General features: G+C 71.9%; 26 protein-coding genes. 13 read left to right on the forward strand and 13 right to left on the reverse strand.

The window, feature by feature from the left end:
• Nucleotides 1-54: 54 nt before the first annotated feature.
• Nucleotides 55-642, reverse strand: a complete 588-nt coding sequence (locus N912_RS0108885; RefSeq protein ID WP_084210689.1) for a TetR/AcrR family transcriptional regulator — start codon at nt 640-642, stop codon at nt 55-57.
• Nucleotides 643-796: 154 nt separating this feature from the next.
• Between N912_RS0108885 and N912_RS0108890 the strand changes: the two genes are divergently transcribed.
• From N912_RS0108890 to N912_RS64475, 3 genes are read left to right on the forward strand one after another with little or no spacing between them, the layout of a single operon-like run.
• Entirely contained in the window at nt 797-2,245 is a 1,449-nt protein-coding gene (locus N912_RS0108890; protein ID WP_051579854.1) for an APC family permease, read from the forward strand.
• A gap of 29 nt (nt 2,246-2,274) precedes the next feature.
• Nucleotides 2,275-3,594, forward strand: coding sequence for an LLM class flavin-dependent oxidoreductase (locus tag N912_RS50460; protein ID WP_051579855.1), 1,320 nt, complete (start codon nt 2,275-2,277; stop codon nt 3,592-3,594).
• 2 nt (nt 3,595-3,596) lie between these two features.
• The gene (locus N912_RS64475; protein WP_169747838.1) at nt 3,597-4,211 is read left to right on the forward strand and encodes a 3,4-dihydroxy-2-butanone-4-phosphate synthase; all 615 of its coding nucleotides are present in this window, start codon (nt 3,597-3,599) and stop codon (nt 4,209-4,211) included.
• Here N912_RS64475 and sigI read toward each other — a convergent pair.
• Complete coding sequence (sigI, locus tag N912_RS0108905; RefSeq protein ID WP_028922170.1) at nt 4,203-5,069, reverse strand: RNA polymerase sigma factor SigI; 867 nt, start codon at nt 5,067-5,069, stop codon at nt 4,203-4,205. The two genes, N912_RS64475 and sigI, sit on opposite strands and share 9 nt — an antisense overlap.
• A 130-nt stretch (nt 5,070-5,199) precedes the next feature.
• Between sigI and N912_RS0108910 the strand changes: the two genes are divergently transcribed.
• The 3 genes from N912_RS0108910 (at nt 5,200) to N912_RS0108925 (ending at nt 7,267) form a co-directional block, all read left to right on the forward strand.
• A complete protein-coding gene (locus N912_RS0108910; protein WP_211261197.1) occupies nt 5,200-6,063 on the forward strand; it encodes an NAD(P)H-binding protein in 864 nt (287 codons plus the stop codon).
• A complete protein-coding gene (locus N912_RS0108915) occupies nt 6,060-6,725 on the forward strand; it encodes an NAD(P)-dependent oxidoreductase (protein ID WP_028922172.1) in 666 nt (221 codons plus the stop codon). Before N912_RS0108910 ends, N912_RS0108915 begins: the two co-directional genes overlap by 4 nt.
• A gap of 176 nt (nt 6,726-6,901) precedes the next feature.
• The gene (locus N912_RS0108925) at nt 6,902-7,267 is read left to right on the forward strand and encodes an antibiotic biosynthesis monooxygenase family protein (protein ID WP_028922173.1); all 366 of its coding nucleotides are present in this window, start codon (nt 6,902-6,904) and stop codon (nt 7,265-7,267) included.
• Here N912_RS0108925 and N912_RS50470 read toward each other — a convergent pair.
• The 3 genes from N912_RS50470 to N912_RS0108940 are packed head-to-tail and all read right to left on the reverse strand — an operon-like array spanning nt 7,225 to nt 10,102.
• The gene (locus N912_RS50470) at nt 7,225-8,121 is read right to left on the reverse strand and encodes a LysR family transcriptional regulator (protein ID WP_051579858.1); all 897 of its coding nucleotides are present in this window, start codon (nt 8,119-8,121) and stop codon (nt 7,225-7,227) included. The genes N912_RS0108925 and N912_RS50470 overlap by 43 nt on opposite strands.
• Nucleotides 8,118-9,269 (reverse strand): M20/M25/M40 family metallo-hydrolase, encoded by a 1,152-nt coding sequence (locus tag N912_RS0108935; protein ID WP_028922174.1) that lies wholly within the window; start codon nt 9,267-9,269, stop codon nt 8,118-8,120. Before N912_RS0108935 ends, N912_RS50470 begins: the two co-directional genes overlap by 4 nt.
• A 5-nt stretch (nt 9,270-9,274) precedes the next feature.
• Entirely contained in the window at nt 9,275-10,102 is an 828-nt protein-coding gene (locus tag N912_RS0108940; protein WP_028922175.1) for an alpha/beta fold hydrolase, read from the reverse strand.
• 114 nt (nt 10,103-10,216) lie between these two features.
• Between N912_RS0108940 and pdxR the strand changes: the two genes are divergently transcribed.
• Nucleotides 10,217-11,713: a MocR-like pyridoxine biosynthesis transcription factor PdxR gene (gene pdxR / locus N912_RS0108945; protein ID WP_051579859.1), complete on the forward strand. Its 1,497-nt coding sequence runs from the start codon at nt 10,217-10,219 to the stop codon at nt 11,711-11,713.
• Here pdxR and N912_RS0108950 read toward each other — a convergent pair.
• Entirely contained in the window at nt 11,710-12,252 is a 543-nt protein-coding gene (locus tag N912_RS0108950) for a DUF3830 family protein (RefSeq protein ID WP_028922177.1), read from the reverse strand. The genes pdxR and N912_RS0108950 overlap by 4 nt on opposite strands.
• 42 nt (nt 12,253-12,294) lie before the next feature.
• On the opposite strand from N912_RS0108950, the gene N912_RS50475 reads away from it, so the two are divergent.
• Together N912_RS50475 and N912_RS63360 are read left to right on the forward strand one after the other, a co-directional pair.
• Nucleotides 12,295-13,851 carry an MFS transporter gene (locus N912_RS50475; protein WP_169747839.1) on the forward strand — a complete coding sequence of 519 codons (1,557 nt, stop codon included), beginning with the start codon at nt 12,295-12,297 and terminating at the stop codon, nt 13,849-13,851.
• Nucleotides 13,852-13,913: 62 nt separating this feature from the next.
• Nucleotides 13,914-14,801, forward strand: coding sequence for a nuclear transport factor 2 family protein (locus N912_RS63360; RefSeq protein ID WP_064745176.1), 888 nt, complete (start codon nt 13,914-13,916; stop codon nt 14,799-14,801).
• On the opposite strand, the gene N912_RS50485 is transcribed toward N912_RS63360, so the two are convergent.
• Nucleotides 14,762-15,484 carry a M48 family metallopeptidase gene (locus N912_RS50485; protein ID WP_051579861.1) on the reverse strand — a complete coding sequence of 241 codons (723 nt, stop codon included), beginning with the start codon at nt 15,482-15,484 and terminating at the stop codon, nt 14,762-14,764. The genes N912_RS63360 and N912_RS50485 overlap by 40 nt on opposite strands.
• Before the next feature lie 164 nt (nt 15,485-15,648).
• On the opposite strand from N912_RS50485, the gene N912_RS0108970 reads away from it, so the two are divergent.
• Nucleotides 15,649-16,872, forward strand: a complete 1,224-nt coding sequence (locus N912_RS0108970) for an ABC transporter permease (RefSeq protein ID WP_028922178.1) — start codon at nt 15,649-15,651, stop codon at nt 16,870-16,872.
• Here the strand turns inward: N912_RS0108970 and N912_RS50490 are convergent.
• Genes N912_RS50490 through N912_RS65645 form a run of 4 tightly spaced genes read right to left on the reverse strand, consistent with a single transcriptional unit; the run spans nt 16,793 to nt 20,717 of the window.
• The gene (locus N912_RS50490; protein WP_245645208.1) at nt 16,793-17,830 is read right to left on the reverse strand and encodes a ParB/RepB/Spo0J family partition protein; all 1,038 of its coding nucleotides are present in this window, start codon (nt 17,828-17,830) and stop codon (nt 16,793-16,795) included. The two genes, N912_RS0108970 and N912_RS50490, sit on opposite strands and share 80 nt — an antisense overlap.
• Before the next feature lie 15 nt (nt 17,831-17,845).
• Nucleotides 17,846-19,669, reverse strand: a complete 1,824-nt coding sequence (locus N912_RS0108980) for an ABC transporter ATP-binding protein (protein ID WP_028922179.1) — start codon at nt 19,667-19,669, stop codon at nt 17,846-17,848.
• Complete coding sequence (locus N912_RS65640; protein WP_028922180.1) at nt 19,666-20,175, reverse strand: thioredoxin domain-containing protein; 510 nt, start codon at nt 20,173-20,175, stop codon at nt 19,666-19,668. The genes N912_RS0108980 and N912_RS65640 overlap by 4 nt, the downstream gene beginning before the upstream one ends.
• Complete coding sequence (locus tag N912_RS65645) at nt 20,175-20,717, reverse strand: MauE/DoxX family redox-associated membrane protein (protein WP_051579862.1); 543 nt, start codon at nt 20,715-20,717, stop codon at nt 20,175-20,177. Before N912_RS65645 ends, N912_RS65640 begins: the two co-directional genes overlap by 1 nt.
• 142 nt (nt 20,718-20,859) lie before the next feature.
• Between N912_RS65645 and N912_RS50500 the strand changes: the two genes are divergently transcribed.
• On the forward strand, nt 20,860-21,090 hold the full coding sequence (locus N912_RS50500; protein WP_156993291.1) for a S26 family signal peptidase: 231 nt from the start codon (nt 20,860-20,862) through the stop codon (nt 21,088-21,090).
• 288 nt (nt 21,091-21,378) lie between these two features.
• Here the strand turns inward: N912_RS50500 and N912_RS50505 are convergent, their stop codons facing one another.
• Entirely contained in the window at nt 21,379-23,286 is a 1,908-nt protein-coding gene (locus N912_RS50505; RefSeq protein ID WP_156993293.1) for an AfsR/SARP family transcriptional regulator, read from the reverse strand.
• A gap of 442 nt (nt 23,287-23,728) precedes the next feature.
• On the opposite strand from N912_RS50505, the gene N912_RS0109005 reads away from it, so the two are divergent.
• On the forward strand, nt 23,729-24,346 hold the full coding sequence (locus N912_RS0109005; RefSeq protein ID WP_028922181.1) for a class I SAM-dependent methyltransferase: 618 nt from the start codon (nt 23,729-23,731) through the stop codon (nt 24,344-24,346).
• Here the strand turns inward: N912_RS0109005 and N912_RS0109010 are convergent.
• Nucleotides 24,328-25,428, reverse strand: coding sequence for an NAD(P)/FAD-dependent oxidoreductase (locus tag N912_RS0109010; protein ID WP_028922182.1), 1,101 nt, complete (start codon nt 25,426-25,428; stop codon nt 24,328-24,330). The genes N912_RS0109005 and N912_RS0109010 overlap by 19 nt on opposite strands.
• Before the next feature lie 117 nt (nt 25,429-25,545).
• Here N912_RS0109010 and N912_RS50510 point away from each other — a divergent pair, with 117 nt between their 5' ends.
• Nucleotides 25,546-26,160: a TetR/AcrR family transcriptional regulator gene (locus N912_RS50510; RefSeq protein ID WP_051579865.1), complete on the forward strand. Its 615-nt coding sequence runs from the start codon at nt 25,546-25,548 to the stop codon at nt 26,158-26,160.
• Nucleotides 26,161-26,173: the final 13 nt, after the last annotated feature.

Here is a 26,173-nt window from a genome sequence, read left to right on the forward strand (position 1 = left end):
GGGAAGCGTAGCTCGGGTCGCCCAGGTGGTAAAGCCCCGACTACCCGCCGGAGGTCAGCGAAGGCCGTCCAGCCAGCGGTCGAAGATCGCCACGATCGTCGGTCGTTCGAGGTCGACCGGCCGGTACATCGCGTTCACGCACAGTCCGTCGGCCAGCGCGATGCCCTCGATCGCGATGGTCCGCGCATCCAGGTCGGCACTGATCACGCCGGCCCGCTGGCCCCGGGCGACGGCGCTCGCTATCGCGTCCAGCACCGTCCGCTGTCCCCGCTGGCCGACCTGGCGCAGCTCGGCGTCGCCGAGGGCCAGCCCCAGGAAGCTGAACCAGACCTCGGCCTCGGCGCGGATCTCGTCGTCGACGGGCAGGATCTGATGGAACGCCATCCGGGCGGCCCGCTCGTCGGACGGGGTGTCGGCGACCGTGGCCAGCCGGTCCAGCGTGCGGCGCTGGACGAGCTCGAAGGCGTACTGCAGCAACGCGTTGCGGGACGGGAAGTAGTACTGGACGGCGCCGCTGGTCCAGCCGAACTCCTGCGCGACCCTGCGGACGGTCAACGCCTCCACCCCGTGGGAGCCGATCACCCGCCATACCGCCTGCGCAAGCTGCTGTCGACGGTAGTCGTGATCAACCCGCGCGACCATGGCCGAATCCTAGTGTCGGCCGAGTCGGGCGGCCGGGGCGCGCTTGACGCGGCCCTCCTCCACACTCACACTGTTCCGAACATCGCACACCGTGCTCCGATAATCGGACGCTGTCGAGCTGGTCCGGCAACTGGTGACCCAACGTGGAGGCGCCATGGACATGATCACGCCCTCGACCGACGAGGCGAGTCCTCCGACGTCAACCGCGCGCGGACTGCGCGCGAACCGGCTGGGCGCGCCGGCGATCGTCTTCTTCGTGGTGGCCGCCGTGGGCCCCATGTCCGGCATGGTCGGAGCGTCGGCGCTCGTCTTCGACGCCGTCGGCCCCGGGGCTCCCATGGCGTTCGTACTCATGACCGCCGTGTACGTCCTGTTCGTCATCGGCTATACCCGGATGAGCCAGTACGTGGTGAATGCGGGCGGTTTCGTGGCCTACATCGCGAAATCGTTGGGCCAGCAGGTCGGCTCGGCGGTCGCGTCGATGTCCATACTCATGTACACCACGCTGCTCTGCTCCTTTTACGGCATCTACTCGGTCCTGGCGCAGGGCGCGTTGGAGGCGGTCTTCAACTGGCACGTCGAGTGGTACTGGTGCCTGTTCGCCACCCTCGTTCTCGTCGGCGTCCTGTCCTACAAGGGCGTCGACATCAGCCTCAAGTTCCTGTCGGTGCTGCTCGTGCTGGAGACCATTGCCCTCGGGGCCGTCGCGGTGGCCATCGCGGCCCAGGGCGGCGGGGTCTCCGGCAACTCCTTGGCCGGTTTCGCGCCGTCGCACTGGGCGAACGCGAACCTCGGCGTCGCGATGCTCTGGGCGGCGGGTGTTTATGTCGGAGTGGAGGCGACGGTGGTCTTCGGCGAGGAGGCGCGCAACCGGCGCCGGACCATTCCCCGAGCCGCCTACGGTGCCGTCATCCTGCTCGGGATCTTCTACGTCTTCGTGACGTGGGCGCTGTCGAACGGAGTCGGCATGGGCTCCATCGCCCAGGTGTCCATGACCGACCCGGAGGGTTTCATCTTCGCGCAGGCCGAGAACCACATCGGGCATTTCTGGTCGCTGTGGCTGCACGTTCAGGTCATCACGAGCTTCTTCGCCGTGCTGCTCGGGCTGAACAACATCCTGTCGCGCTACTTCTTCTCCCTCGGCCGCGCCGGGCTGATGCCGAGCACGCTCGGCCGGACGCACCCCGTCAGCCAGAACCCGCACCGGGCGTCGGCGTCGATCAGCGTGGTGCTCGTGGTCGTCCTGGCCCTGTTCACCGTTTTCGGCGCCGACCCGTACAAGGTGATCTACCAGTGGCTGATCGGGGTCGGCACCGTCGCGCTGCTGGTGATCCTGTCGCTCACCAGCATCTCCGTCGTCGTGTTCTTCCGACGCCAGAAACCGGGAGCGCACAGCGCCCTCGCCACCGTGCTGGCCCCGCTGCTGTCCGCGCTCTGTTTCGTTGTGATCACCTACCTGGCCATCGCCCATTACGGCGACTTCGTCGGCCAGCAGGACAACGCCGTGTGGCTGCTGCTTCTCATTCCCGGGTCCGCGCTCGCGGGCCTGGCCATCTGCCTCATCCGCCCGCGCGGGGTCGACTTCTCCACGCGCCTGGACTGACCCAACACATACGACGATCAGGAGCATCCATGTCGGTCGAGTTCCACCTGTTCAACTACGGCGCCTACCCGGACATCCCGTTCAACGACGAGGTGGAGAACACCGCGTACATCGACCTTCCCAACGAGCATTTCGACCCGGTCCGGGGAAAGTGGGCGCTCGACTCGTACCTGGACACCCTGGCGTTCGGCGAGAAGCTCGGGTTCGACGGCATCCACACGACCACCCAGATGGGCGGGCCGATCGGCATGACGCCGAGCGCCAACCTCACCGCCGCCTACCTGGCCGCGAAGACCGAGCGCATCAGGATCGGAACCCTCGGCCCCATCCTCAACGTGTTCCAGAACCCGATCCGGGCGGCCGAAGAGATCGCGATGCTCGACCAGATGTCGGGCGGCCGGCTGATCATCGGGCTGCCGATGGGCCACGGCATGAACTACCACAGCGCGGCCACGATGAACCCCGCCTTCGCCCGGGAACGGTACTGGGAGGCGCACGACCTCATGCGCAAGGCGTTCATCGAGCCGGGGCCTTTCGAATGGCAGGGCGAGCACTTCCACATTCCGTACGTCAACCTGTGGCCCAAGCCGATCCAGCGGCCGTACCCGGATGTGTGGATCCCGGCGGCCGGCTCGAAGCTCACCCTGGAGAAGTGCGCCGAACACCACTACACCTACCAGGCGCTGTTCTCGCCGAGGCACGTGTTGCGGCGCAACGTCCAGACGTTCCGCCAGGCGGCGGGCAAGTTCGGTTACGAGCCCGGGCCCGACCAGGTCGCGGCGGTCATCTTCATCCACGTCGCCGAGACCGATGCGCAGGCCCGTTTCGAGGCCGAACCGCACCTGATGTTCCTCATGCAGAACCTCAACAGGTCCCGGCAGCCCGACGCGTTTCCGCCGGGACATTTCAGCGTCGAGTCGCTCCGGGGGTTCATGACCAAGGGCGGCTACCGCGACCGGGACATCGGCGAGATGACGTTCGAGGAGATGATGGACGAGGGCTGGGCGATCGTCGGCTCGCCTCGGACGGTGGTCGACAAGCTGGGCATCACCGTCGAAGAACTGGGCGCGGGCAAGATCATCCACGTCGCGGACTTCGGCGCGATGCCCAACTGGCTGGTCCGCAAGAGCCTGACCCTCATGGCCGAAGAGGTCATTCCCCATTTCCGTGCTCCGGGCGCGAAGCCCATCTGGGCGCAGGCCGATCCGCGCCCCGCGCCGACACACGCCGAGTTCGGCGCCCATCGGCGCGAGCCGCTGAGCCCCCCGAAGGCACGCATTCACGGCCTCGGCGTGGTCGATGTGCGCACCGCCCACGTCGAGGAACTGCGCACCGCGCTGAGGGACTAGCCGTGACCCGAATATCGACCACGACACGCCGGCCCGCACACGACTGCGCGGAGGAGCTGGCTCGCGGTTCGATCGTCGTGCTCGTCGACTCGGACACCGGAGAGGCCGAGCTCGTCGCGGCCGCCCGCACGATCACCCGGGACGCCGTCGCCTTCATGGTCAGGCACGGCACCGGGTTCATTCGAGCGGCCATGACCGGGGCCGCGTGCAACCGGCTCCGGCTGCCCGCGATGTGGCACCCCGACGGCTCGGCCGCCCGATCCGAGTACGCCGTGTCCGTCGACGCGGCGCACGGCGTCAGCACCGGGATCTCCGCGGGTGACCGGGCGAGGACGCTGCGCCTGCTCGGCGACCCCGCGACGCCACCGGACGCGCTCACCCGCCCCGGTCACGTGGTGCCGGTCCGGGTCCGGCCTCGGCGGCGGCGTGGCGCCCCGGCCGCCGCCGTGGCGTTGTGCCGGATCGCGGACATCACCGAGTGCGCCGCGATGGCGGGCGTCGTCAGCCCCTGCGATCCGCTTCGCATGGCGCGCGGCCCGGAGGCGAGGTCGTTCGCCGAGCGCTACGGGTTGGCGGTGGTGTCCTCTGCCGATGCCGTGGCCGCCGGCTCACGCTGACGGCACCAGGTCCGGGTCGACGATCACCTGGATCCTGGAGACCAGGTCGTGCTCCATGGTGAGGAGCAGGACCGCGAACGGGGTTCGCTCGGTGAACGCGAACAGGGTGGGCGGCCCGAGGACCGGGTGGGCTACCAGGGTCGCCCGCCCGAAGTAGCGCAGCAGGTTCTCCGCGACCTGGTCGGCGCCGTGGGTGGGCGGGGGTTGGAACGGGGAGTCCGCGCCGAGGTCGGCGGTCCCCCAGACGCGCGGGTGCAGGACGGCCAGCAGCGCGTCGATGTCGCCGTTGGCGCAGGCGGTGATGAACCGGTCGGTGACCGCCCGGTGGTCCTGGAGGTCCACCTCGTGCGGGCGAAGCGGCGCGGCGGCGATCTTCTGGCGCGCTCGGCGGGCGAGCTGGCGACAGGTCGCGGCGGGTCGGCCGAGGGTCTCGGCGATGGTGTCGAACGGGGTCTGGAAGACGTCGTGCAGGACGAACGCGACCCGCTCGGGCGGGCTGAGCCGTTGCAGCACGACCAGCAGGGCCAGCCGGACCTCGTCGTCCAGGGTGATCCGGTCGGCGGGGTCCACCGCCGGTGGGTGCGCCAGCGGCGTGGTGGCCTCGCGCAGCGCGGTGTCGTCGGGGTGTTCGCGGCGGGAGCGGGCGGAGCGGAGCTGGTCCAGGCACAGCCGGCTGGTCACGACGGTCAGCCAGGCTCGGGGGTCGTCCACGGCGTCGGGTTCGGTGTTGGCCAGCCGGATGAAGGCCTCCTGCACGACGTCCTCGGCGTGGCCGACGTCGCCGAGCATCCGGTAGGCCAGGTCGACCAGGTAGGCGCGATAGGCGCGCCACGCCTCGGCGAGGCGTTCTCCGGTCATGGTCGAGCCCTTCCGTTCGTGCCGGTCACCCACGATCAGGACGAGATGGCGGCGTGGAAAGTGACACGGTCACTTTTCCCGGGCCGATCTCGTCCTGTCTTCGTACGCACGGCCGGAGACGAGGATGACCATGATTCTGGTGACGGGAGCGACCGGCAACGTCGGGCGGCCGCTCATCGACCTGCTGGTGAACGAGGGCGCCGGGGTGCGGGCGGTGAGCCGCGACCCGGGGGCGGCCGGGCTGCCCGCCGGCGTCGAGGTGGTCGCGGGCGATCCGTCCCGGCCGGACACCATCACGGCGCACCTGAGCGGCGTCACGAGCGTGTTCCTCAACCCGCGAGCCGTCGGGACGGCCGCCGGCGAGCTGGTGGACCTGCTGAAGCGGCACGAGGTGACCCGGGTGGTGACCGTGTCGGCGATCAACTGCGACGACGACCCGGCCCGGCAGCCGTCCCGCTACCGGGGGGAGTTGAACAAGGAGGTGGAGGACGCCGTCGTCGGGTCCGGGCTGGAGTGGGTGAGCCTGCGGTCGTCGCTCTACGCCAGCAACGGCATCGGGCAGTGGGCGGCGCAGATCCGCGCCGGTGACGTGGTGTTCGGCCCGTACGCGGCGGCCACCGCCGCGCCGATCGACGAGCGGGACATCGCCGCCGTCGGCGCGCGAGCGCTGCTCGGCGACGGGCTGCTGGGCCGGCGGGTCGAGCTGACCGGCCCGGACCGGCTCACCCAGCGGGAGATGGTCACCACCATCGGCGACGCGATCGGACGGTCCCTGCGCTACCAGGAGATACCGCCGGACGGGGCCAGGAACGCCATCGTCGGAATCGGCTTTCCCGAGGGGTTCGCCGACGCCCTGCTGGCCATGCAGGCAGGCTCGATCGAGCGGCCGGCGCCGGTGACCGGCGAGGTGGCGACGATCCTCGGCCGCCCGGCGCTGGCCTACGCCCGGTGGGCCGCCGACCACGCCGAGGCCTTCCAGAGGAGCGCGGCATGAAGCTCACCATCGTCGCCGCCACCGGGGGTATCGGTGCGCATCTCCTGCGCCAGTCCGTCGCGGCGGGCCACGACGTGACCCCGGTGGTAAGGGATCCGGCGAAGCTGCCGGTGCCGACGCCCGCCGTCACCGCCGACCTGGCCACCGCCGGCCCGGACACGCTCGCGCCCGCGCTCGACGGAGCCGACGCGGTGCTGTCCTGCCTCGGCCCACGGTCCACCGCCGAGGCCGGCGTCGCGTCCCTCGGCACCCGCACCATCGTGACCGCCATGACGGCGGCGGGTGTCCGGCGGCTGGTCGTGATCAGCGCCGCCCCGATCGGCACCGTGCCCTCGCCCGGCCGCCCGAACCCGCCCAAGCACGATCCGGGCGACGGGTTCCTGATGCGCCACGTGGCCGCCCCGCTGGTCAAGGCCATCCTCCGCGCCCACTACGCCGACCTCGCGGAGATGGAGGCGCTGGTCGCGGGCAGCGGCCTGGACTGGACGGTGGTGCGGCCACCTCGGCTCACCGACAGGCCGGGAACGGGCGCCTACCGGACCGCGCGCGGCCGCAACCTCCGGGGCGGACGGATCATCGCGCGCGCCGACGTCGCCCACGGCATGCTCCGCGTGCTCGACCAACCCGACACGATCGGCCAGACCATCGGGATCGCCTACTAGGCCGTGTTTAAGAAGCCCTTGATCGCGGTCTTCGCGCCCAGGCGGCCCCTGGCGGCGTTGGAGGCAAGCCCGGGTACAACCCCGGTACCCGGGCTCACCTCCGCCTTGCCAGCGACCACCTGGATCACGAAGCCCATCGACCTGGACTTCTTAAACACGACCTAGGGGCCGCTGTCATGCATGAGCCAGTCACGTTGACCGAGGTGCCGACCGACGACCCGGTCACGCTGATCAACGCGTTCAGCGTGCCGGTCGAGGAGTCGGACCTGCTGCTGAGCCTGTGGACCGACAACGCCCGCATCATGGCGCGTCAGCCCGGGTTCATCCGCGCCGTGATGTACCGCGCACTGGTCGACGACGCCGAGCTGCGCTTCGTCAACACCGCCCACTGGAGCAGCGGGATGGCGCTCGCCGCCGCGCGGGCCAACCCCGAGTGGCGCGCCTCGATCCGACGGATGGGCGAGCATCCCGGGCTGCACGCCACGCCCCGGCCGGTGGTCTACGAGGTGGTTCTCGACGTCCGCCCCGATGATCCGCTGTGAGCCGCGGCCACCTGCTCCATGAACGCCCGGGCCGCCGGGGAGTCCGTCGCCCTCGGTGAGAGCGCCACGGCCAGGGTGCGCGGTATCGGCGGTTCGAACCGTCGGAAGGCGACCGAGTCGACCTTGCGCGGCAGGCCGAGGGTGGGAACGACGCTGACGCCGAGACCGGCGGACACCATCTCGAGGATGGCCATCAGCTCGCTCGCCTCGTACGCCACGTCGAGACGCGCCCCGGCGGCGCGGGCGGCGTCGAGTATGAGCGGCCCACAACCACCGGTGGCGAGAATGAACGGCTCGCCGGAGAGGGATGGGAAACCGACCGCCTCTTTCCTGGCGAGCTCATGACCCGAGGGCAGCACGGCGACCAGCTCGTCACCGCCGAGCAACTCGGTGTGCAGGTTCGGGCACGGCAGCGTCACGACGCCGATGTCCGCGGCGCCCTTGCGCAGCCAGTCGACCACTTCCTGGTCGGCGCCCTCGAACAGCCGCAGCCGCACCAGCGGGTAGCTGTCGCCGAACGTCCGCAACTGGGCGGCCATCAGGGTGCCCGTGACGCTGCGCAGGCTCGCGATCCGCACCGTGCCGGTCACCTTCCCGGCCGTCGAGGCCGCCTCCATCCGCAGCTGGTCGAGCTGGCGCATGATCTCGCTCGCCCGCGACAGCGCGGTGTTCCCGGCCTCGGTGAGGGTGACCCCGTCGCGGTGCCGGACCAGCAGTTTCACCCCGAGCTCGCGCTCCAGCGCCGCGATGGCCCTGCTGACCGCCGGCTGCGTGACCCCGAGCTGCTCGGCGGCGAGCGTGAACCCGCCCCGGTCCGCGACCGCGAGGAACATCCGCAGCTGCAGCAGCGTCATCGCCGGCCCAGCTCCGCGCCGCCACAGAACCGAAGAATGGTCTCCAGGAGAATGTCGCTGCACTCCTGAACGGACTCCAGCTCGACCCATTCCTCGACGGCGTGCAGGCCTTCCCCCCGGGGGCCGAAAACAACAGTGGGTATTCCGGCCGCCTCGAGCAGCGCCGCATCCGTCCAGCCGGAGAAACCCGAGGTGGCCCCGTTCTCGGCGCGTCGGGCCTCCCGCAAGGCCGTCGCTATGCCCGAGCCGGCGTCGCCGACCAGCGGCCGGCGTTCGAACGTCACGCGCACCGTGGCGTGAAAGGACGAATCGCGCGCCCGGGCCGCGTCCAGGATCTCCCGCATTTCGGCCAGCGCCGTCGCGGCGTTCTCCCCCGGCACCGTGCGACGCTCGATCTCGATGGTGCAGGAGGCGGGATAGCTCGACAGCTCCTGGCCACCGCGAATGAGCGAGGCGTGCACCGAGCCCGGCCCCAGCACGGGGTGGCCGGCTCCGCGCGCGAACCGCTCGGCGAGCCGCTCGACACCGACCAGGACGTGCCCGGCCTTGGCGATGGCATCGACGCCCTCCTCCGGGCGGGAGCCGTGCGCGGCGACCCCGGTGACGGTGACCTCCAGCCAGGCGAACCCCTTGTGACAGGTGACGACGTCCAGGTTCGTCGGCTCGGCGATGATCGCCCCGTCGGTCCTCCACTCGGACAGCAAGGCCTCCGTGCCCGCCGACAGGAACTCCTCATCGACGACCGCCGCCACCACGACGTCCCCGCGCGGCTGGTGCGCCCGGGCCCGGGCCGCGGCGTGCAACAGCGCCGCCAGCCCCCCTTTCATGTCCAGCGCGCCCCGGCCGTAGAGCCGTCCGTGCTCGACACGCGGACGGTGCGGCTCGCGCATTCCCGCGACTCCGACGGTGTCGAGATGGCCGTTCAGCATCAGCGAGCGACCGCCACCGGCACCGGGCAGCCGCCCGATCACGTTCGACCCGCCGCAACCGCGGACCGCCTGACCGGTGACGTCAAAACCCCGTTCCCGCAACCAGCCCGCGACGAGCTCGCCGATCTCGCGCTCGCCCGCGCCGCCCGGATCCAGCCCCGGGTTGACCGAGTCGATGGCCACCAGGCTCGTCAACAGCCGGCGAAGCTCCGCATCCACCCGCGCTACTCCAGAAAGAAGTTGCCCAACGCCTCGCCGACCAGCGCCGGCTCGTTCTCCATCGGGATGTGGCCGGCCCTCGGGATCCGCAACAGGGTCGTCGCCGGCATCTCCACGCTGAACCGGTCCGCGTACTCTACTTTCTGGAACGGATCGTCCTCGCCCCAGATGAGGAACTTCGGCACCGAGGACGCCCGCAGCCGGTCGACCAGCTCCAGCGTGTACCGGCTGTCGGCGGCGGCCGCGAGCGCCATCCAGGACCGGGCCACGCGGGCCGTTCTCCACGGTTCGACGTAGTCCTGGATCTCCGCCTCCGTCGCCTGTCGCCCGAGCGCCGTGGTCACCGCCTGCCGCCGGGCGGCGAGCAGCTCGTCCACCGACGTCGCGGCCACCAGCTCCGGGTCCCGGTAGCGAGCGACACCCGGGACCGGCCACGAGTCATAGGTGACCGAGTTGACCAGGGCCAGCCGCCGCACCTCGACGGCTCCGGTGGCCAACAGGTGTTGCGCGAGCGCCCCGCCGATGTCGTGCCCGGCGATCGACAAGGGCGCCGGTTCACCGAGAGCCTCGACGAACCGGCCCACCCACCGGGCGAGCTCCGGCACCGTGGCCGTCTCGACCGTCAGCTCGCCGCCCGAGTGCCCGGCACCCGGCAGGTCCACCGCGACCGGCCGCACCCCCAACGCCGCCATCCGGCCCATGACGGGCCGCCACACCCGGCTCCAGTACGTCCCGTGCAGCAGCAACACCATCGGCCCGTCACCACACGTCAGGTAGCTCGCCGGGACACCATCGACCTCGACCTCCGTGCGCACCGTGCCCGCCGACGTCATGAAACCCTCCTCCCAGGTAGGAACCGCCATTACGATGATGTTTTCGATATTCGAAGTCCAATACCAATTCTGTGATGGCTCCATGAGCGATCGTCATCAGGCCCGGGCCTCCCGGTGAAGCGGGCCGCAGTGGTGCCTCGGCCGGCGATCGGGCTGGACCGGCGGCTGTCCGTGCCCCTGCACCGGCAGCTCTACGAGCGGTTGCGGGTCGCGATCCTCCGCGGCCAGCTGGCGGCGGGCGCTCGGCTGCCCTCGACCCGGTCGCTGGCGCACGAGCTGGGCATCTCCCGCACCACCGTGCTCGTCGCCTACGAACAACTGCGCGCGGAGGGCTACCTCGAGGGCCGGGTGGGGGCGGGCACCACGGTGGCCCTGTTGCCGCCGGAGAGCCTGCTGCGCGCCCCCGGCCCCTCGACGGGCACGACGAGCCGGGTCCGAACGGGCACGCGTCGTTCGCCCTCGCGGCGCGGCGCCCTCATGGCCCAGGCGCCCAACGTGCCCTCGACCCCGCCGCGATCGGGAGCACAGGCCGCCTTCCGGGTCGGCGTGCCCGCGCTCGACGCGTTCCCCCACGAGCTGTGGAACCGGCTCATCGTGCGGCGGGCACGGCGGTCACCTCGGGACCTGGTGGACTACCAGGAGGTGGGCGGCTACCTCCCGCTGCGGCGGGCGATCGCGGCGCACCTCGGCGTCTCCCGGGGCGTCCGCTGCGACGCCGACCAGGTGGTCGTCGTGTCCGGCGGGCAGAGCGCGGTGGACCTCGTCGCCCGCGTGCTGCTCGACCCGGGCGACGCGGCCTGGCTGGAGGACCCCGGCTACCTCGGCGCGAGGGGGGCGCTGCTCGGCGCGGGTGCCGAGGTGGTCGGGGTCCCCGTGGACGACCAGGGCCTGGACGTCTCCGCCGGCGTGGAGCTGTGTCCCACGGCGCGGCTGGCGTTCGTCACTCCCTCGCACCAGCACCCGCTCGCGGTGACGATGAGCCTGGCCCGTCGGCTGGAGCTGTTGGCGTGGGCCGGGCGTGCGAACGCGTGGATCGTGGAGGACGACTACGACAGCGAGTACCGGCACGCGGGGCGCCCGCTCGCCTCGCTGCAGAGCCTGGATGACGACGGGCGCGTCATCTACGTCGGCACCTTCACGAAGGTGTTGTTCCCGGCCCTGCGCATCGGTTACGTCGTGGTGCCGGAGGACCTGGTGGACGCCTTCCTCGCCGCCCGGCGCTTCTCCGACGCATGCCCGGGCGCATTGCAGCAGGCGACGCTGGCCGACTTCATCGGCGAAGGCCACTTCGAGCGGCACCTCCGAAGAATGCGCACGCTCTACGCCGGACGCGCCGCGGTCCTGAGCCGGGAGGCGACCCGCCATCTCGACGGAATACTCGAACTCCAGCCCCCGACCGCCGGAATTCACGTGGTCGGATGGCTCCCATCGGGCGTGGATGACCACATGGCGTCCCGCTCGGCGGCCGCCGCCGGAGTGGTGACCCGGCCGCTGTCGATGTACCGGTCGGGCCGGTCCGGGCGGCCCGGCCTCGTCCTGGGGTACGGATACATCGACGAGGACGGGATAACCCGAGGCGTGCGGCGGCTGGCGGAAGCGTTGCGGCGCTAATCGGCGCGGCGCATCCGCATGACCTTGAGCCCCTCGTAGCGCACGCGTTTGCACATGACCGCGAAACCGTCGAGGTTGCCCACGATGCGGGCGAAGACACACGCCTGGTTCGGGTGCGGCCGACCGTCCACATGAATGGTCGTCGGAAAGTTCACCCTGGCATGCCGGCCGTAGGCGAGCGTTATCTCCCGGATGTACGGATCCCAGATGATGTCGCCCGGCGCCAGCGCGCTGCTCCGGTTCTCCAGCAGCAGGCCCTCGGTGACTCCCGGCAGCTCGATCCGGTCGAGGTAGAACGCGGCGTGGCCGAACCACGCGCAATGAACCAGGTCGCCCGAGTACGGCAGGATCTCCCAGAAGGCGTCGCATGTTCTCGGCGCCACATGGTCCAGCAACACCCCGTCGAACGTCTCGTCTTCGATCCTGATCTCGAAATGCCGGGCATCGTCGGGAATCCCGTTCGGAATCTCGAATCGGTCGTACCACCACTCGTCCCACATCTCTCGCATCGCCGCCGCGTGCTGTGCGTCCACCGACATTGCGACCTCCCGGTCCGGGTGCCATTTCCAACCGACCCCGTCATGGTGCTCGCCAACTCGACACGAGCACAGAACCACTCGCCCGTCGCGGGCCAAAGCCATTTTGGGTCGGGCCTTGACCTACTCGCCCGGCGCGGGGTAGGAAACAAGCCAGCATCACACAGTGGTACGAACGTTTCATCAGATGGTACGCAGCAGCTCCGCCGGCAACGACGCACGAGGACGGAAGCGCCCATGAGCCAGTCCGACCCACGGTCCACACTCCCCGACGCCCAGCGGCCGCGCCCGGTCGACCGCGCCGGCCTGCATCGGGTGATCTTCGGTGCGTCCACGGGCACGTTCGTCGAGTGGTACGACTACGGAATCTATGGGGCACTGGCCGGAACGATCGGTCAGGTCATCTTCACGTCCGAATCGTCGACGGCGCGCTGGCTGGCCACATTCGCGGTGTTCTCGCTGGCGTTCTTCGCCAGGCCGGTGGGAGGAATCCTGTGCGGCCGCCTCGGGGACACGATCGGCCGCAAACGCACCCTCGCACTGGTCATCATCGTCATGTCGACGGCCACCGCCGCAATGGGACTCGTTCCGGGCACGGCGTCCATCGGGATCATGGCGCCGGTACTGTTCGTGGTGCTGCGTCTGATCCAGGGACTTTCGGCCGGCGGGGAGATCGCCGGCGCCATCTGTTTCGTCGCCGAGCATTCCCCCACCAGCCGGCGTGGTCGCTACACCAGCTACGTCAACAGCGCGGCCGCCGCCGGCGGATTCAGCGGTGTCCTGTTCGGCACGGTGCTCAATGTGCTGTTGTCCTCGGAATCCATGCAGAGCTGGGGTTGGCGGGTGCCGTTCCTGGTCGCGCTGCCCCTCGGGCTGGTCGGGCTCTACGTCCGGATGCGGCTGGAGGAGTCACCCGTCTTCGCCGACGTCGCCCGGACCGGCGTTCTGCGCAAGGGCGCGGTGCGGTCCCTCCTGATCGACCGGCAGGTACACCGCAAGATCGCATTGTCGGTCGGAATCGGGACCCTGAACAGCGTCGGGTTCTATACGCTGCTCGCCTACGTGCCCCTGTATCTCACCGAGATGCTCAGCTTGCCGCGATCAATGGTGATCGCGACCACGGCGGCCATCACGGCCGTGCTGTTGGTCGGAATTCCCGTCATGGGCTCGATCTCCGACCGGTTCGGGCGCAGGCGCACGTTCCTGGTCGGCTGCGCCGGGTTCCTCGTGCTGACCTATCCCTGTTTCTGGCTGATCACACAGAAACACCTCGCGGCCGCGCTGCTCGGCGCCGCGCTGCTGGCGCTTCTCGTCGCCATCCCGCAGGGGATCACCCACATCGCGCTGGCCGAGCTGTTCCCCACCCAGGTGCGCTGGACGTACTACGCCACCGGCTACAACATCTCGATCGGCGTGTTCGGCGGCACCGCACCATTGCTGATGACGCTCCTTTCCACCACTCTCGGGACCTCGCTCGGACCGGCGATCTACGTGATCGGCGCCGCCGTCATCACCGCGGTGGCCGCCCTGTACATGCGCGAGACCGCGCACGAACCGTTGAACACCGCGGCGGTGCCCTCGCCTACCGAGGGCCGTCCTTGACAGGTCCCACGATACCCACCGTATCCTCCATACCGTCAGTATCTGAGCGACTGGAGGTATCCATGGCGGCCTGGCCCACCGTGCATCAACGCGTCGTCCAGGCGTTCGCCGACGGGTGGGAGCGGCCGCATCCGAACGCGTGGGACGGCTTGCTGGCCGAGGACATCGAGTTGGTGCAGCCCCTGCTCCCGTCCGGGCACGGTCGCCACGTGTGGCAGGAGGAGATGCGCCGGCTGTTGGCGTTCCTGCCGGACCTGCGCGGTGAGGTGCTCGGCTGGGCCGGCCGCGAGGACCGGGTCTTCCTCCACGTCGAGCTCAGCGCGACGGTGGGCACGGGCCGGGTGGCCTTCCGCGCGGTCGACCAGCTCGAGCTCGACCAGGCGGGGACGGTGCTGCGCCGGGAGTCGTTCTTCGACCCGGCGCCGGTCGCGGCGGAGCTGGCCAGGCGCCCGGCCTCCTGGCTGTCGTGGTGGCGCTCGGGGGTGGGGCCGATGCTGGGCCGTCGGCGTCTCCTGGAGCGGACGGCCCCTCGGGTGAGCGGCGGCCCGCTGGTGCGAGGGCTCGGCGGCGTGCGGCTCGCCGTGGGGCTGTCCTCGCTGCTCCGGCCCCAGGTGGTGCCGGCCTCGCTGGGGCTCACCGACGACGGCGGCGTTCACGGCGGCGTTCAGGGCGGCATCGTCGCCCGCATGTTCGCGGCGCGGGAGGCCGTCATCGGGCTGGCGACGCTGAGCGGCCGGCCGGCCGTTCGGGACGTGGGGTTGCGCCTCGGGCTGCTGACCGACATCGCCGACGCGGTGCTGGTCGTGGCCGGGCGCGGGTCCGGCGTCTCGGCCTCGGGCATGGTTCGGATCGGCGGGTTCGCCACCGTCGCGGCGCTGCTGGGCGTGGCCGCGTTGCGGGCGAGGCCGACCTACGGCGCCGGCGTGCCCAGTGCGCTCTCCGGACGGTAGTCGTGAAGCTCGTGACCGTGCTCGCGCAGCCATCCCGCGGCGTCCCGCCACTCCGGCCGCGCCGACTCGACCAGCCGCCAGAAAGCCCGCGAATGGTTGAACTCGCGCACGTGGCACAGTTCGTGCACCACCACGTAGTCCAGCACGAACCGCGGCGCCAGTACCAGTCGCCAGGAGAACGACAGGCGGCCGTTGCGTGAGCAGGAGCCCCACCGAGTCCGTTGGTCACGCACGCTCAGCGCCGTGAAACGAACCCCCAGGCGCGGCGCTTCGAGCTCCGCCGTGCGCCCCAACCTCTCGCGGGCCTCCCGCCGATACCAGCGCTCGACCGCCGCGCCCGCGTCCGGATGCGCGCCGCCGACCACCAGGTGCCCGTCGCTCAGCGCGGCGCGCGCCCGGCCGGCCGGTTCGTGGCGGACGGGCACCGGCTGACCGGCCAACCACACCGCTCCACACCGCTCCGGGAGCACCCGGGGACGGTCTGAGACCGCGAGCTTGTCCGCGAGCCATCGCCGGTTCGCGCCAAGGAACTCGTCGACCGCCCGACGGCCGGTACGAGCCGGCACCACCACCTCGGGCGCCCGCCCCGGCCCGACGGTGAGCCGCATCCGGCGCGCGCGGCGCGACTCCCGCACGCGCACCACCACGACCCGGCCGTCGACTTCCAGCTCCCGCTCGCCCACCGGGGCATTATTCACGCACGCGCGCAATTCCGCGTCATCGTCCCATGAGGTCGCCTTCGTAACCACACCCTCGGACGCACGCAATTCCGCGCGTTGAGCTTCTCCACCCGCACCGGCCAGAATTTCTTTTCGGGCATTTGCTGGCGGGAGGGGTCTGTCTCGCAATGAGCCTCCGGGAAGCGGTGGTGTCCGCGCTGCGCAGCCTGCGCGGCAACCGGCTGCGGTCGATGCTCACGGCGGTGGGCATCGTCATCGGGGTGGCCGCCGTGATCACCCTGGTGGCGTTGGGCAACGGGGTGAAGGCGGACTTCGACCAGCGGTTCAGCCGGCTGGCCAACCAGATCACGGTGACCAAGGTGGCCCGCGAGGTTCCCGGCGCGGGGCAGGCGCGCGAGCTGACCGACGCCGACGTCGCGGCGCTGCGGGACCGGCGGCGGGTGCCGCACATCGCCTCGGTGACGCCGATGAGCACGGGCAGCGCCGTGCTGACCGCCAACCAGCGGCACGCCTCGGCCGGCCTGATCGGCACCACCGCCGACTACCCCGCCGCGGTGGGCCGGTCGGTGGTCGCGGGCGCCTGGTTCGACGCGGCCCAGGAGCGGGGCAACGCCAAGGTGGTGGTGCTCGGGCCGGGCACGGTCGCGGCGCTGTGGGGGCCGGACGCCGACCTCGATCGGGTGCTCGGGGCGAGCGTCCGGGTCGGCCGCGTCCCGTTCACCGTGATCGGCGTGGCCGCCGGCGACGGTCAGCGCGACAACGCCGTCCTGATGCCGATCGGCGCGGCGCGGACGTTCCTGAAGAAGGGCGACGACGCGATCGGGCAGATCATCGTCCAGGCCACCGAGGTCGCCGCCGTACCTGTCGCCATCGACGAGCTGACCGCCGTGCTCGACGACAGGCACCGCACCAGGGACCCGGCCAAGCGCGACTTCGACGTCATGGACCTGAGGTCGATGCTCGAGCAGGGCGGCGAGTTCCTGAGCTTGCTGACCGCCTTCGTGGCGGCGGTGGCGGCGATCTCGCTGATCGTGGGCGGCATCGGGGTCGCCAACATCATGCTGGTGACGGTGACCGAGCGGACCCGCGAGATCGGCATCCGCAAGGCGGTCGGGGCGCCTCGGCCGGCGATCCTGCGGCAGTTCCTGATCGAGGCCGTCACGTTGACCGGGCTCGGCGGCCTGGCCGGAGTGGTCCTCGGGCTGGGCCTCGCCTACGGCGGGCGGCTGGTGCTGCCGATGCTCGTCCCCGGGTTCCCCGCGCCCATTCCGACGGTGCTGCCGGCGGTGGCCGCGTTCGGGGTGAGCCTGGTCATCGGCCTGATGTCCGGGCTCTACCCGGCGAACCGGGCGGCCCTACTGCGTCCGATCGAGGCCCTGCGCTTCGAGTGATCGCTGGACCGTGCAACCGCGGCGCGGCGACAGTTGCACGGCCGCGCTCACCGCGAGCGGACAGGTCTGCCTCCAGCCGGGTGGCGAGCTCCAGCCACACCTGCGCGTAGCCCCTGGCCAGGCGCACCAGGTTCGTGACGCAGTGCGGCGGCACCTCGCGGGCGAGCGGCACGATGTCCTCCTGGCGCACCATGACCTGCCCCAGCCGGCGCAGCAGCGCCCTGCCGGTCTCGGAGTACCGCAGCGCGGGATCGTTCATCAGCCCGCTCAGGACGGTCGACGGGTCGGCCGCGGCCAGCGGTGACCGCGCCACCCGCACCGGCACCGGGTCGACGCCGCGAAGGAACCGGGAGCGCACGTCGCGCGCCGTCCCGACCGAGATGCCCGAGGCCGCCGCGATCTCACGCAGCGAGGCGTCCCGCCGGTGCCTGATCATCTCGTAGGCGCGCCGCCGGCCCTCGGCGATGTTCACCGGGCGGACGCGCCCGTCCCGGCCGATCCTGGCGGTGAGCGGGGGGAGCTGGCCGGCCACCTCGGCGCGCACGGACGCCACGGTGTCCGCGGACAGGCCGGCGCGCTCGGCGATCGCCCGGTCCGACCACTGCGGGTGCGACACCACGATGCGCCGCGCCGCGATCTTCCGGTCCCGTATCGGCAGCGGCAGGCCGTGCGTGACGTTCGCCTGCACGGCCAGCACGAACGCGGTCTCCTCGCTGCCGTCGACGAACTCGACGCTGATCGTTCGCTGGCCACGCAGCCGCGCGGCGCAGACGCGGTGCATGCCGTCCACCACCCGCATGCTCGGCCGATGGACGACGATCGGGGGAAGCGCGACGTCCGCCTCCGCGAGGCTGTGGACGTGTTCCATGCTGACGCCGTCCAGCCTGGGCGAGTCGGCCGGGCGCAGCGAGGCCACCCGCACCGAGGTCGGCCGACTTCGGTTCACCGGAGCCAACACACCGCCACCTCTCATTCACGACACGGGTCTCGTCACGTTGACTTCCCGGTAGCCGGCGGCCTGCATGGCGAACAGGTTGGCGTACACGCCGTTCGCGGCCATCAGTCCGGAGTGGTCGCCGATCTCGGTGACGGCGCCGTCGGCCAGCACCGCGATCAGGTCGGCCTCGCGGATCGCGGCGAGGCGGTGGGAGATCAGCAGGCTGGTGCGGTCGCGTCGGTGTTCGCGCAGCCGGCTGTGGATCTCGTGCTCGGCCTCGGCGTCGAGGCCGGAGCTGGGTTCGTCGAGGATCATCAGGTCGCGCCGGTCGCGCAGCAGCGCCCTGGCCAGCGCGAGTCGTTGCCACTGCCCGCCGGAGAGCTGCACGCCCCGGTTGGTCCCGTTGGCCTCGTCGCCGTCGAAGAAGATGCGCGAGAGCAGGGTGTCGTAGCCGTGGGGCAGCGCGGTGAGGACGTCGTGCATGCCGATGCGCCGGGCGGCCCACCGGATGCGGTCGCGGTCGCCGAGCGCGGCGAGGTCGCCGACGGCGATGTTCTCGGCGGCGGTCAGCTCGTAGTGCATGTAGTCCTGGAAGACGCCGCTGACGCGCTGGCGCAGCTGCTCGACGGGCACGTCGCGCAGGTCGACGCCGTCCCACAGGATCGCGCCCCGGTTCGGGTCGTAGAACCGGCACAGCAGCTTCACGATGGTGCTCTTGCCCGCGCCGTTGTGGCCGACCAGGCCGACCGCCTGGCCGTGCGGGATGCGCAGGTCGACCCCGCGCAGCACCCAGTCGTGCTCGTCGGTGTAGCGGAACCAGACGTTGCGCAGCTCGATGCCTCGGCGCAGCGGCGGCAGCGCGCGCGGGCTCGGCGGCGACGGCAGGTCGGCGCGGGCGTCGACCACGGCGAAGTAGTGCTCGAACAGCAGCAGCTCCTGGTGCGCCATCGCCATCCGACCGACCAGCTCGGCGAGCGCGCCCTGGACGCCGGCGACGGCCGCGACGAACATCGCGATGTCGCCGACGCTCAGCTCGCCCCGGGTGGCCGCGACGATCCCCCAGACCAGACCGCCGCCGGCGACCAGCGCGGAGAGCAGCCCCAGGCCGCCGTGGGTCAGCGCCTCCCGGCGGTCCATCTTCCGGTGGGCCTGGTTCGCGGTGCGCGCCTCGGTGAGCATGCGGCGGCGGAGGAACCCGCCCAGGTCGAACAGCCGGATCTCCTTCGCCGCCTCGACGGTGGACAACAGCACGGTGTAGAAGATCTCCCGGCGCTCGACCGGGCCCACCTTCCAGTGCAACCTCGCCCGCCCGCGGGCCAGCGCCAGCTCCGCGGCCAGCGCCGGGGCCGCCGAGGCCATCAGCACGACGGCCATGCCCGCGCTGACCACGAACAGCGATATCAGCAGCCCGCCGAGCGTGACCGCGGCCTTGCCCAGCGCGAGCCCGGACTCGACCAGGCTCGCCGGTGTGGTGGCGCCCCGGTCGGCCAGCCTGAGCCGGTCCACGAACGGCGGCTCCTCGAACCGGGCGATCCCGGTGAGCCGGTTCACCGCCCGGTAGAGCCGGTCCTTCGCGACCAGGCGCACCGCCCGGTCCAGCTCGCCGTGCAGGAAGCGGGTGGCCGCCGGGAGCGCCGAGGCGGCCACCCCGGCCAGCAGCAGCCCGGCGGCCGGCCACAGCAGCCGGTCGGCCGGGACGCGCGCGCCGATGCCGTCGAACACGACCTTGGTCAGCCACACCGTCGCCACCGGCACCACCGAGCCCGCGACCACGGCGAGGACGAGCAGGCTCACCAGGCCGGGCGCGGCGGACCTGGCCAGCCCGGCCGCCCGGATCGCCGTCGGCCGCCGCCCGGTCACGCCCGCGCCGGGAGCATGTTCGTGTCGCGGGCGGTCACCGTCGTGCCGCTGAGCGCGAAGACCGCCGGGTAGCCCCGGACGGCGAAGGCCCGGGACAGCCCGCCGTCGAACTCCTCCCGGACGACGCCGGCCACCTCGGCCAGGGAGGGCACCATCGTCGGTGCCGCGTCGTCGGGTCCGGTCACCACGGCGACCACCCGGGTGCGGGCGGCGGCGCCGCGCGCGTACGAGACGAACTCCGGCAGCCTGTCGTGGCACGGCCGGCACTGCGTCGAGAAGAACCCGACCACCGTCGCGCCGGTGAGGTCGTCGCGCGCGAACGCGGTGCCGTCGAGCGTGCGCGCGCTGAAGGGACCGACGGTGGCCCCTTCCGGCAGGCCGACGTCCGCCGAGCCGGACGACCTGGCCGCGTACTCCCGCAGCCGCCGCACCACCCCGAAGCTGATCAGCAGGTTCAGCACGCACAGCACACCCACCAACACGACGGCGGCAACCAGGTAGGCCATCACAGCGATCCCTTCTCGATCTCGATGCGGTGCGGGAGCAGCAGGTCGACCAGCTCGTCGAACCGGGCGACGAGCAGCGCGGCGCTGGCCCCGGCCCCCACCGCGACCGCGATGCCGGCGAGCTCCCCCGCATCGCGCGGCGCGATCGCGGCGAGCGCCGCCGCGGCCAGCAGCACTCCGTTGCGGACCAGGTGGTGCCGGCCGAGCGGCGCCGACGACCCGCCGAAACATCGGCAGGGCACGGTCGACCCCCGGCGCAGGGCCGTGACGACCGCTGCGGTGAACCCGAGCAGCGCGAGGCAGGCCAGGGCCACTCCGGCCGGTGCCGTGCCGGGCGCCACCAGCAGGACCGGGACGGCGGCCTCGGTCGCGGCGACCAGGGCGGCGGCCACGACGCCGTGCCTACCGGACAGGCGGGGGAACACCGCGCGCACGGCCCCCACGAACTGGTCGAACGCCGCGCGGTTGCGGAGCTTGCTCGCCGCCGCGAGCGCGAAACCCAGCCCCACCAGGCACCGACACCCGATCACGACGTAGCCCATCGCGCCAGCCCCTCCCCCACGTGGTCGTGGAGGCGGGATGTTTCCGGCCGTCCGCACATCAACCGCACACCGCCCACCCGCGAACCAATGTGCGCGCCGTGTACGACCGTCGGCTATCCACGTGCCATGCGATCGGATCAGGGTGGCCGACGTGGTGATCGCGCGCCCACCACCCGGCTCCAAGGGCGGGTCCGCGCTACTGGTCAAGCGGGTCGCCGCGGCGGCATTGCCGCCGGATCACACGGTGGTCCCCGCCGGAAAGCTCTTCGTGCTCGGCGACAACGCCGACGTGAGCTCGGACTCGCGCCAGTTCGGCTATCTACCCGAGGACCACGTGGTGGGTTTTGTCTTACGCCGGCTGCATCTCGACTGATATGCGTCGAATGTGCGGGTTCCGGCTAGCCTCGGGTGGCCGTCGTCTCCTGCCGGCGGCATTTCTCGGGGAGGCCAGATTTAAGAAACTCGGAAAGATCAGCGACCGGCTGCTCGGTGTTTTCCTGGCGAAGACCACCGCCACGCACGCGGCATTGTGTACTGCTGGTGCACCAGTCAGCTGTGTGGCTGTGGCGGTCTCGGCCGCGGCATTCAGCATTGCTCGAACGGACAGGCCTACCGCACCAGGGCGTGCTTCGCCTAGCCGGAGCCGAGACCCGCGCGGCGCTCAGATCAGGTACTCGGCGCTGCCGACCAGGTACCACAGCGCGCGGCGCACCGCGACGGTTCGAGTGGCCCTCGACTCCTCCGCCTCGGCCCGCTCCAACCCGTACAGCCGCACCAGGTCGGGCATCCGGTAGCCGTCCCGGGAGGTCCGGACCAGCAGCTGCGCGCCGACCAGGCGTTCGAGCCCCGCCGCCGCCTGTGACCGGTTCACCCCGACCAGCACCGCCGCGAGCTCCGGGCTGACGGCCGGGAGCCGAAGCAGGGCGACCAGCCGGAACAGCCGCCCGTCCAGCGGGCCGTGCGGGGAACCGAGCAGCGCCTCGTAGTCCACCCGCAGGCTCTCCCGCACCGACAGCGTCCCGAGCGTGAGACCGTCCAGCCGCCGCGCGTCGTCGCCCAGCTCGTCCACCAGGTCGCCCACCGTCCAGTCCGGGCGCGCGGCGAGCCGGGCGCCCGCGATCCGCAACGCCAGCGGGAGGTGGCCGCAGAGCACCGCCAACCGGGCGACCGCGCCCGGCTCCGCCGCCAGCCTGGCCGGGCCGCAGCCGCCGGCGAGCAGCGCAGTCGCGTCCGCGGGGGTGAGCACGGGCGTCGGCACCCTGGTCGCGCCGGACAGCAGCGGCACCGGCCCCCGCGAGGTCAGCAACGCCGCGCAGGTGGGCGACGCAGGGAGCAGCGGCTCCACCGGGTAGCCCTCGGACACGTTGTCCAGCACCACCAGCAGCCGCCGCCCTGACGTCAGCGACCGGTACCGCACCGCGGCCTCGCCGAGGGCGACCGGCACCTCCCGGCTCGGCACTCCCAGCGAGCGCAGGAACCGGGCCAGCGCCTCGGCGGCCGGCAACGCCCCCTCGGAGAGGTTCACATAGAGCTGGCCGCCGGGGAACCGCTCGGCCATCCGGTGGGCCGCCTGGACGGCCAGCGCCGACTTGCCGACCCCGCCCGGCCCGTGGATCACCACGACGACCGGGGCCCGCCCCCGGGTCACGGCGCGTTCGATCCGGGCCAGTTCGTGCCCCCGGCCCACAAACCCGACCACGGTCGCGGGCAGCTCGTGCGGAACCGGGGCCGCGCGCTGCTCGGGGATCCGTGCGCCCGGCGGCTCCGGGCACTGCCCGTGCAGGGTGGGGTCGCGGTCGAGCACCGCCCGCTGGAGCCGGACCAGCTCCTGGCCCGGTTCGATGCCGAGCCGGTCGGTGATCACCCGGCGGGCCTGGGTGAACGCGGCCAGCGCGCCCTGGGCATCGCCGCTGCGGTACAACGCCACCATCAGCTGCCCCCACAGCCGCTCGTGCAGCGGATGCTCGGACACCGCGGCGCGCAGCTCCGGCACCAGCGTCACGTGTTCTCCCACGCCCAGCCGAGCCGCGACGAGGTCGACCAGCGTGGCCACTCGCAGCTCGTCGAGCGCGATGAGCCGGGCGGCGAGCGACTCCCCGCGCACCACGCCCTCGGCGGCGACGGTGCCCCGCCACAACGCCATGGCCCTGCCGAGGTGCTCGACCGCCGTGGCCGACCGACCGGCCGCCAGCGCCCGCCGCCCCCGGTTCGCCAGCGCGACGAACTCCACCAGGTCGACCTCCGTCGGCAGCGCCGCGACCAGGTAACCGGGCGGGCGGCGCACCAGCCGCGACCCCCGCACCCCGCCGGGGTCGGCCAGGACCGCGCGCAGCCTGGTGGTGTAGGTACGGATGTTCGCCATCGCCGAGGCCGGCGGGTACTCGTCCCACAACAGCGCCACCAGGCGATCCGTGGACACCGGCTTGCCGCTGTCCAGCAGCAGCCCGGTCAGCAGCGCCCGCTGCTTCGCCGGCCCGAGCGGTATCGACACACCGTCCCGAAACACCCCCATCGGACCGAGCAACCGGAACTCGAATCGAGGTCCGCTCGGCACGGCGAAATCTGGCACGGCACCCCCTCGGCCCCGTCGCGGTGCTCAGGAAACGACGCACGCGAACGCCCACGCCGACCACGAGGAGCAGATGAACTCGAAACGAGCCGGCAACCCGGCTCAACCGCGGAATTGCCTCATCAACCGTTACGGCGACGGCACGCTGATCATGATGTCCCCCTCGCGATCAACCGGATCGCTGAACGACCGCAGAATACCCCTCGTTCGCACGAAACGGGTAAACGATTTCACCGACGGTTGCGCGATATATAATCGTTCAGCGAGTGCGCGGTGGACGGGCGATCTTCACATAGGTCTCAGGCGTGACGTATTGGCGCCTATTCCCCGCTCTCAGAAGCGATTTCTTAAGAACAACAACGCCGACATCCGTACCGCTGGGATGAACGGCCCGCCGGCACGCAACCGCCGAGGACCCGGGCCGCCGGCATACCGTGTAGGCATGGTTGAGCAGAGCCTCTGGATGCGCAAGGTCGCCGAGAACCCCGGTCACTCGGCGTGGTACATCGAGCGGTTCCGGTCCATGGCTCGCGCGGGCGACGACCTCGGCGGGGAGGCGCGCCTGGTCGACGCGATGGCGCCCCGGCACGCCCACATCCTCGACGCGGGCTGCGGCCCCGGCCGGGTCGGCGGCGCGCTGGCCAGGGCCGGACACGACGTCGTCGGCGTCGACGTGGACCCGATGTTGATCGAGGCCGCCATCCAGGACCATCCCGGGCCGCGCTGGTTGGTGGGCGACCTCGCCGAGCTCGACCTGCCCGCGCGCGGCATCACCGCGCCGTTCGACGCCGTGGTCTGCGCCGGCAACGTGATGGCCTTCCTCGCGCCGAGCACCCGCCGCGAGGTGCTCGGGCGGCTGCGCGCCCACCTCGCGCCGCACGGGCGGGCCGTGATCGGCTTCGGGGCCGGGCGCGACTACGAGTTCGACGAGTTCGCCGAGGACGTGGCCGCCGCCGGGCTCGAGTTCGAGCTGCGACTGTCCACCTGGGACCTGCGCCCGCTCGCCGACGACTCGGACTTCCTGGTCGCCCTGCTGCGCCCTCACCGCAGCGGGTCGTAGGGCGCCAGGTCGATCCCCGGGTCGGCCCCGCGGGCCAGCCGGGCCGCGACCGCACCCGCGTAAGGGCCGATCATCAGGCCGGACGGCCCCAGCCCGTTCACCACCACTAGCCCATCGACCCCCGGGACCGCGCCGAGCAGCGGGCGGCCGTCGGGCCCCATCGGCCGGAACCCGACACGGGTCTCCACATACGTGGCACCGGCCAGCCCCGGTGCCACCGACAGCGCCTCACCGAGCACCTCCGCCATCCCGGCCGCGGTCACCCGATGATCGAAACCGACGCCGTCCTCCCTGGTCGCACCGGCCACCACCCGGGAGTCGTCGAACGCCAGCAGGTAGTGCCGCGACGAGCCCGGCAACACCACCGGCCAGCTCGCCGTGTCCACCCCCGGCAGCCGCAGGTGCACGATCTGCCCGCGCTGCGGAACGACCCGCACCCGCACCCCGAGCGGTTCGAGCAGCTCCGAGGACCACGCACCGGCGGCCGCGACCACCGCGTCGGCGCCCACTAGCTCGTCACCGACCCGCACGCCGCGCACCCCGCCATCGGCGACGATCGACGCCGTGCCCTCGACGACCCGGGCGCCGCGCCGCACCGAGGCGCGCAGCATCGCGTCCCGGACCAGCCGCCCGTCCAGGCGCGCCGCACCCGGGATGTGGACCGCCGCGCCGTCGTGGCCGAGGGGCGGGAACAGCTCGCGCGCGCGGCGGGCACCGATCAGCTCCACCTCGCCGGCCATCGGGGACGCCTCGGCGCGCTCGGTCACCCGGCGCAGAACCTCCTCCGACTCGGCCTCGGTGACCAGCCGCAACGCGCCGACCCGCCGGTGCCCGAGCTCGGTCTCGCCGTCCGAGGCCAACGCCGACAGCAGCTCGCGGTAATGCTCCGCGCCGGCGACCGCGATCCGGTACCAGTCCGGATCCTCCACCCCCGACGACCACGGGCAGACGATGCCCGCGCCGGCCGACGTCGCGCGGCCCGCAACCGCCGAGTCCACCACGACCACGTCCACCCCCGCCCGGACGAGCTCGTAACCGGCCGCCGCACCGACGATGCCGCTACCGACGACAACCACCCGCATCTCCCGCTCCTCCTCCGTCGGCCTTCCCTCATCTTCGGGGTGCGCGCGGCCGCCCGCGCGGGCGGGCTCATCACACAACAATTGTTGGCCATCGTTTGTTGGCCTACTGTTGTGTGCATGACTCGTGGACGCCGGCAGGGGTCGGCCCGCTCGGCGATCCTCGCCGCCGCCCGTCGGTCGCTGGCCAGCAACGGGTACGCGGGCACGACCATCCGGCGCGTCGCGGCCGACGCCGGGGTCGACCCGGCGCTGGTCATGCGCTACTTCCACAGCAAGGAGGGGTTGTTCCGGTCCGCCCTGCGGCGCCCGGCCCCGGCACCCACCGGCGCCGCCTCGCCCGACGGCGAACGCGCCGAGTCACTGCTCCGCCGCTTCCTGGCGCACTGGGAGGACCCGCCCTCGGACCTGACGTTCCAGATCCTGACCCGGTGCGCCAGCACGAACGCCATCGCCGCCGAACGCCTGCACGAGGCCGTCCACGCCGAGATCGCGCGCGCCCTCCCGCACGACGCGTGCGACGCGCTCGACGCCCAGGCCGCCCAGCGAGCCGAGATGGCGGTCGCGCTGCTGCTGGGCATCGCGATGTCGCGGTACCTGATCCCGTTCGCCCCGATGGCCGAGATGGACGCGAGCACGCTCGTCGATGTCGCGGCGCCCGCGATCCACCACTACCTGTCTCCCCAGGGTCTTCCAGGTGTCGCGTCCCGCGACCGCATGACAGCATCGCGGTGACACCCGACCGAGG

Origin of the sequence: Actinospineispora acaciae DSM 45401 (genome assembly GCF_000620785.1) — a bacterium.
Classification (GTDB): domain Bacteria; phylum Actinomycetota; class Actinomycetes; order Mycobacteriales; family Pseudonocardiaceae; genus Pseudonocardia; species Pseudonocardia acaciae.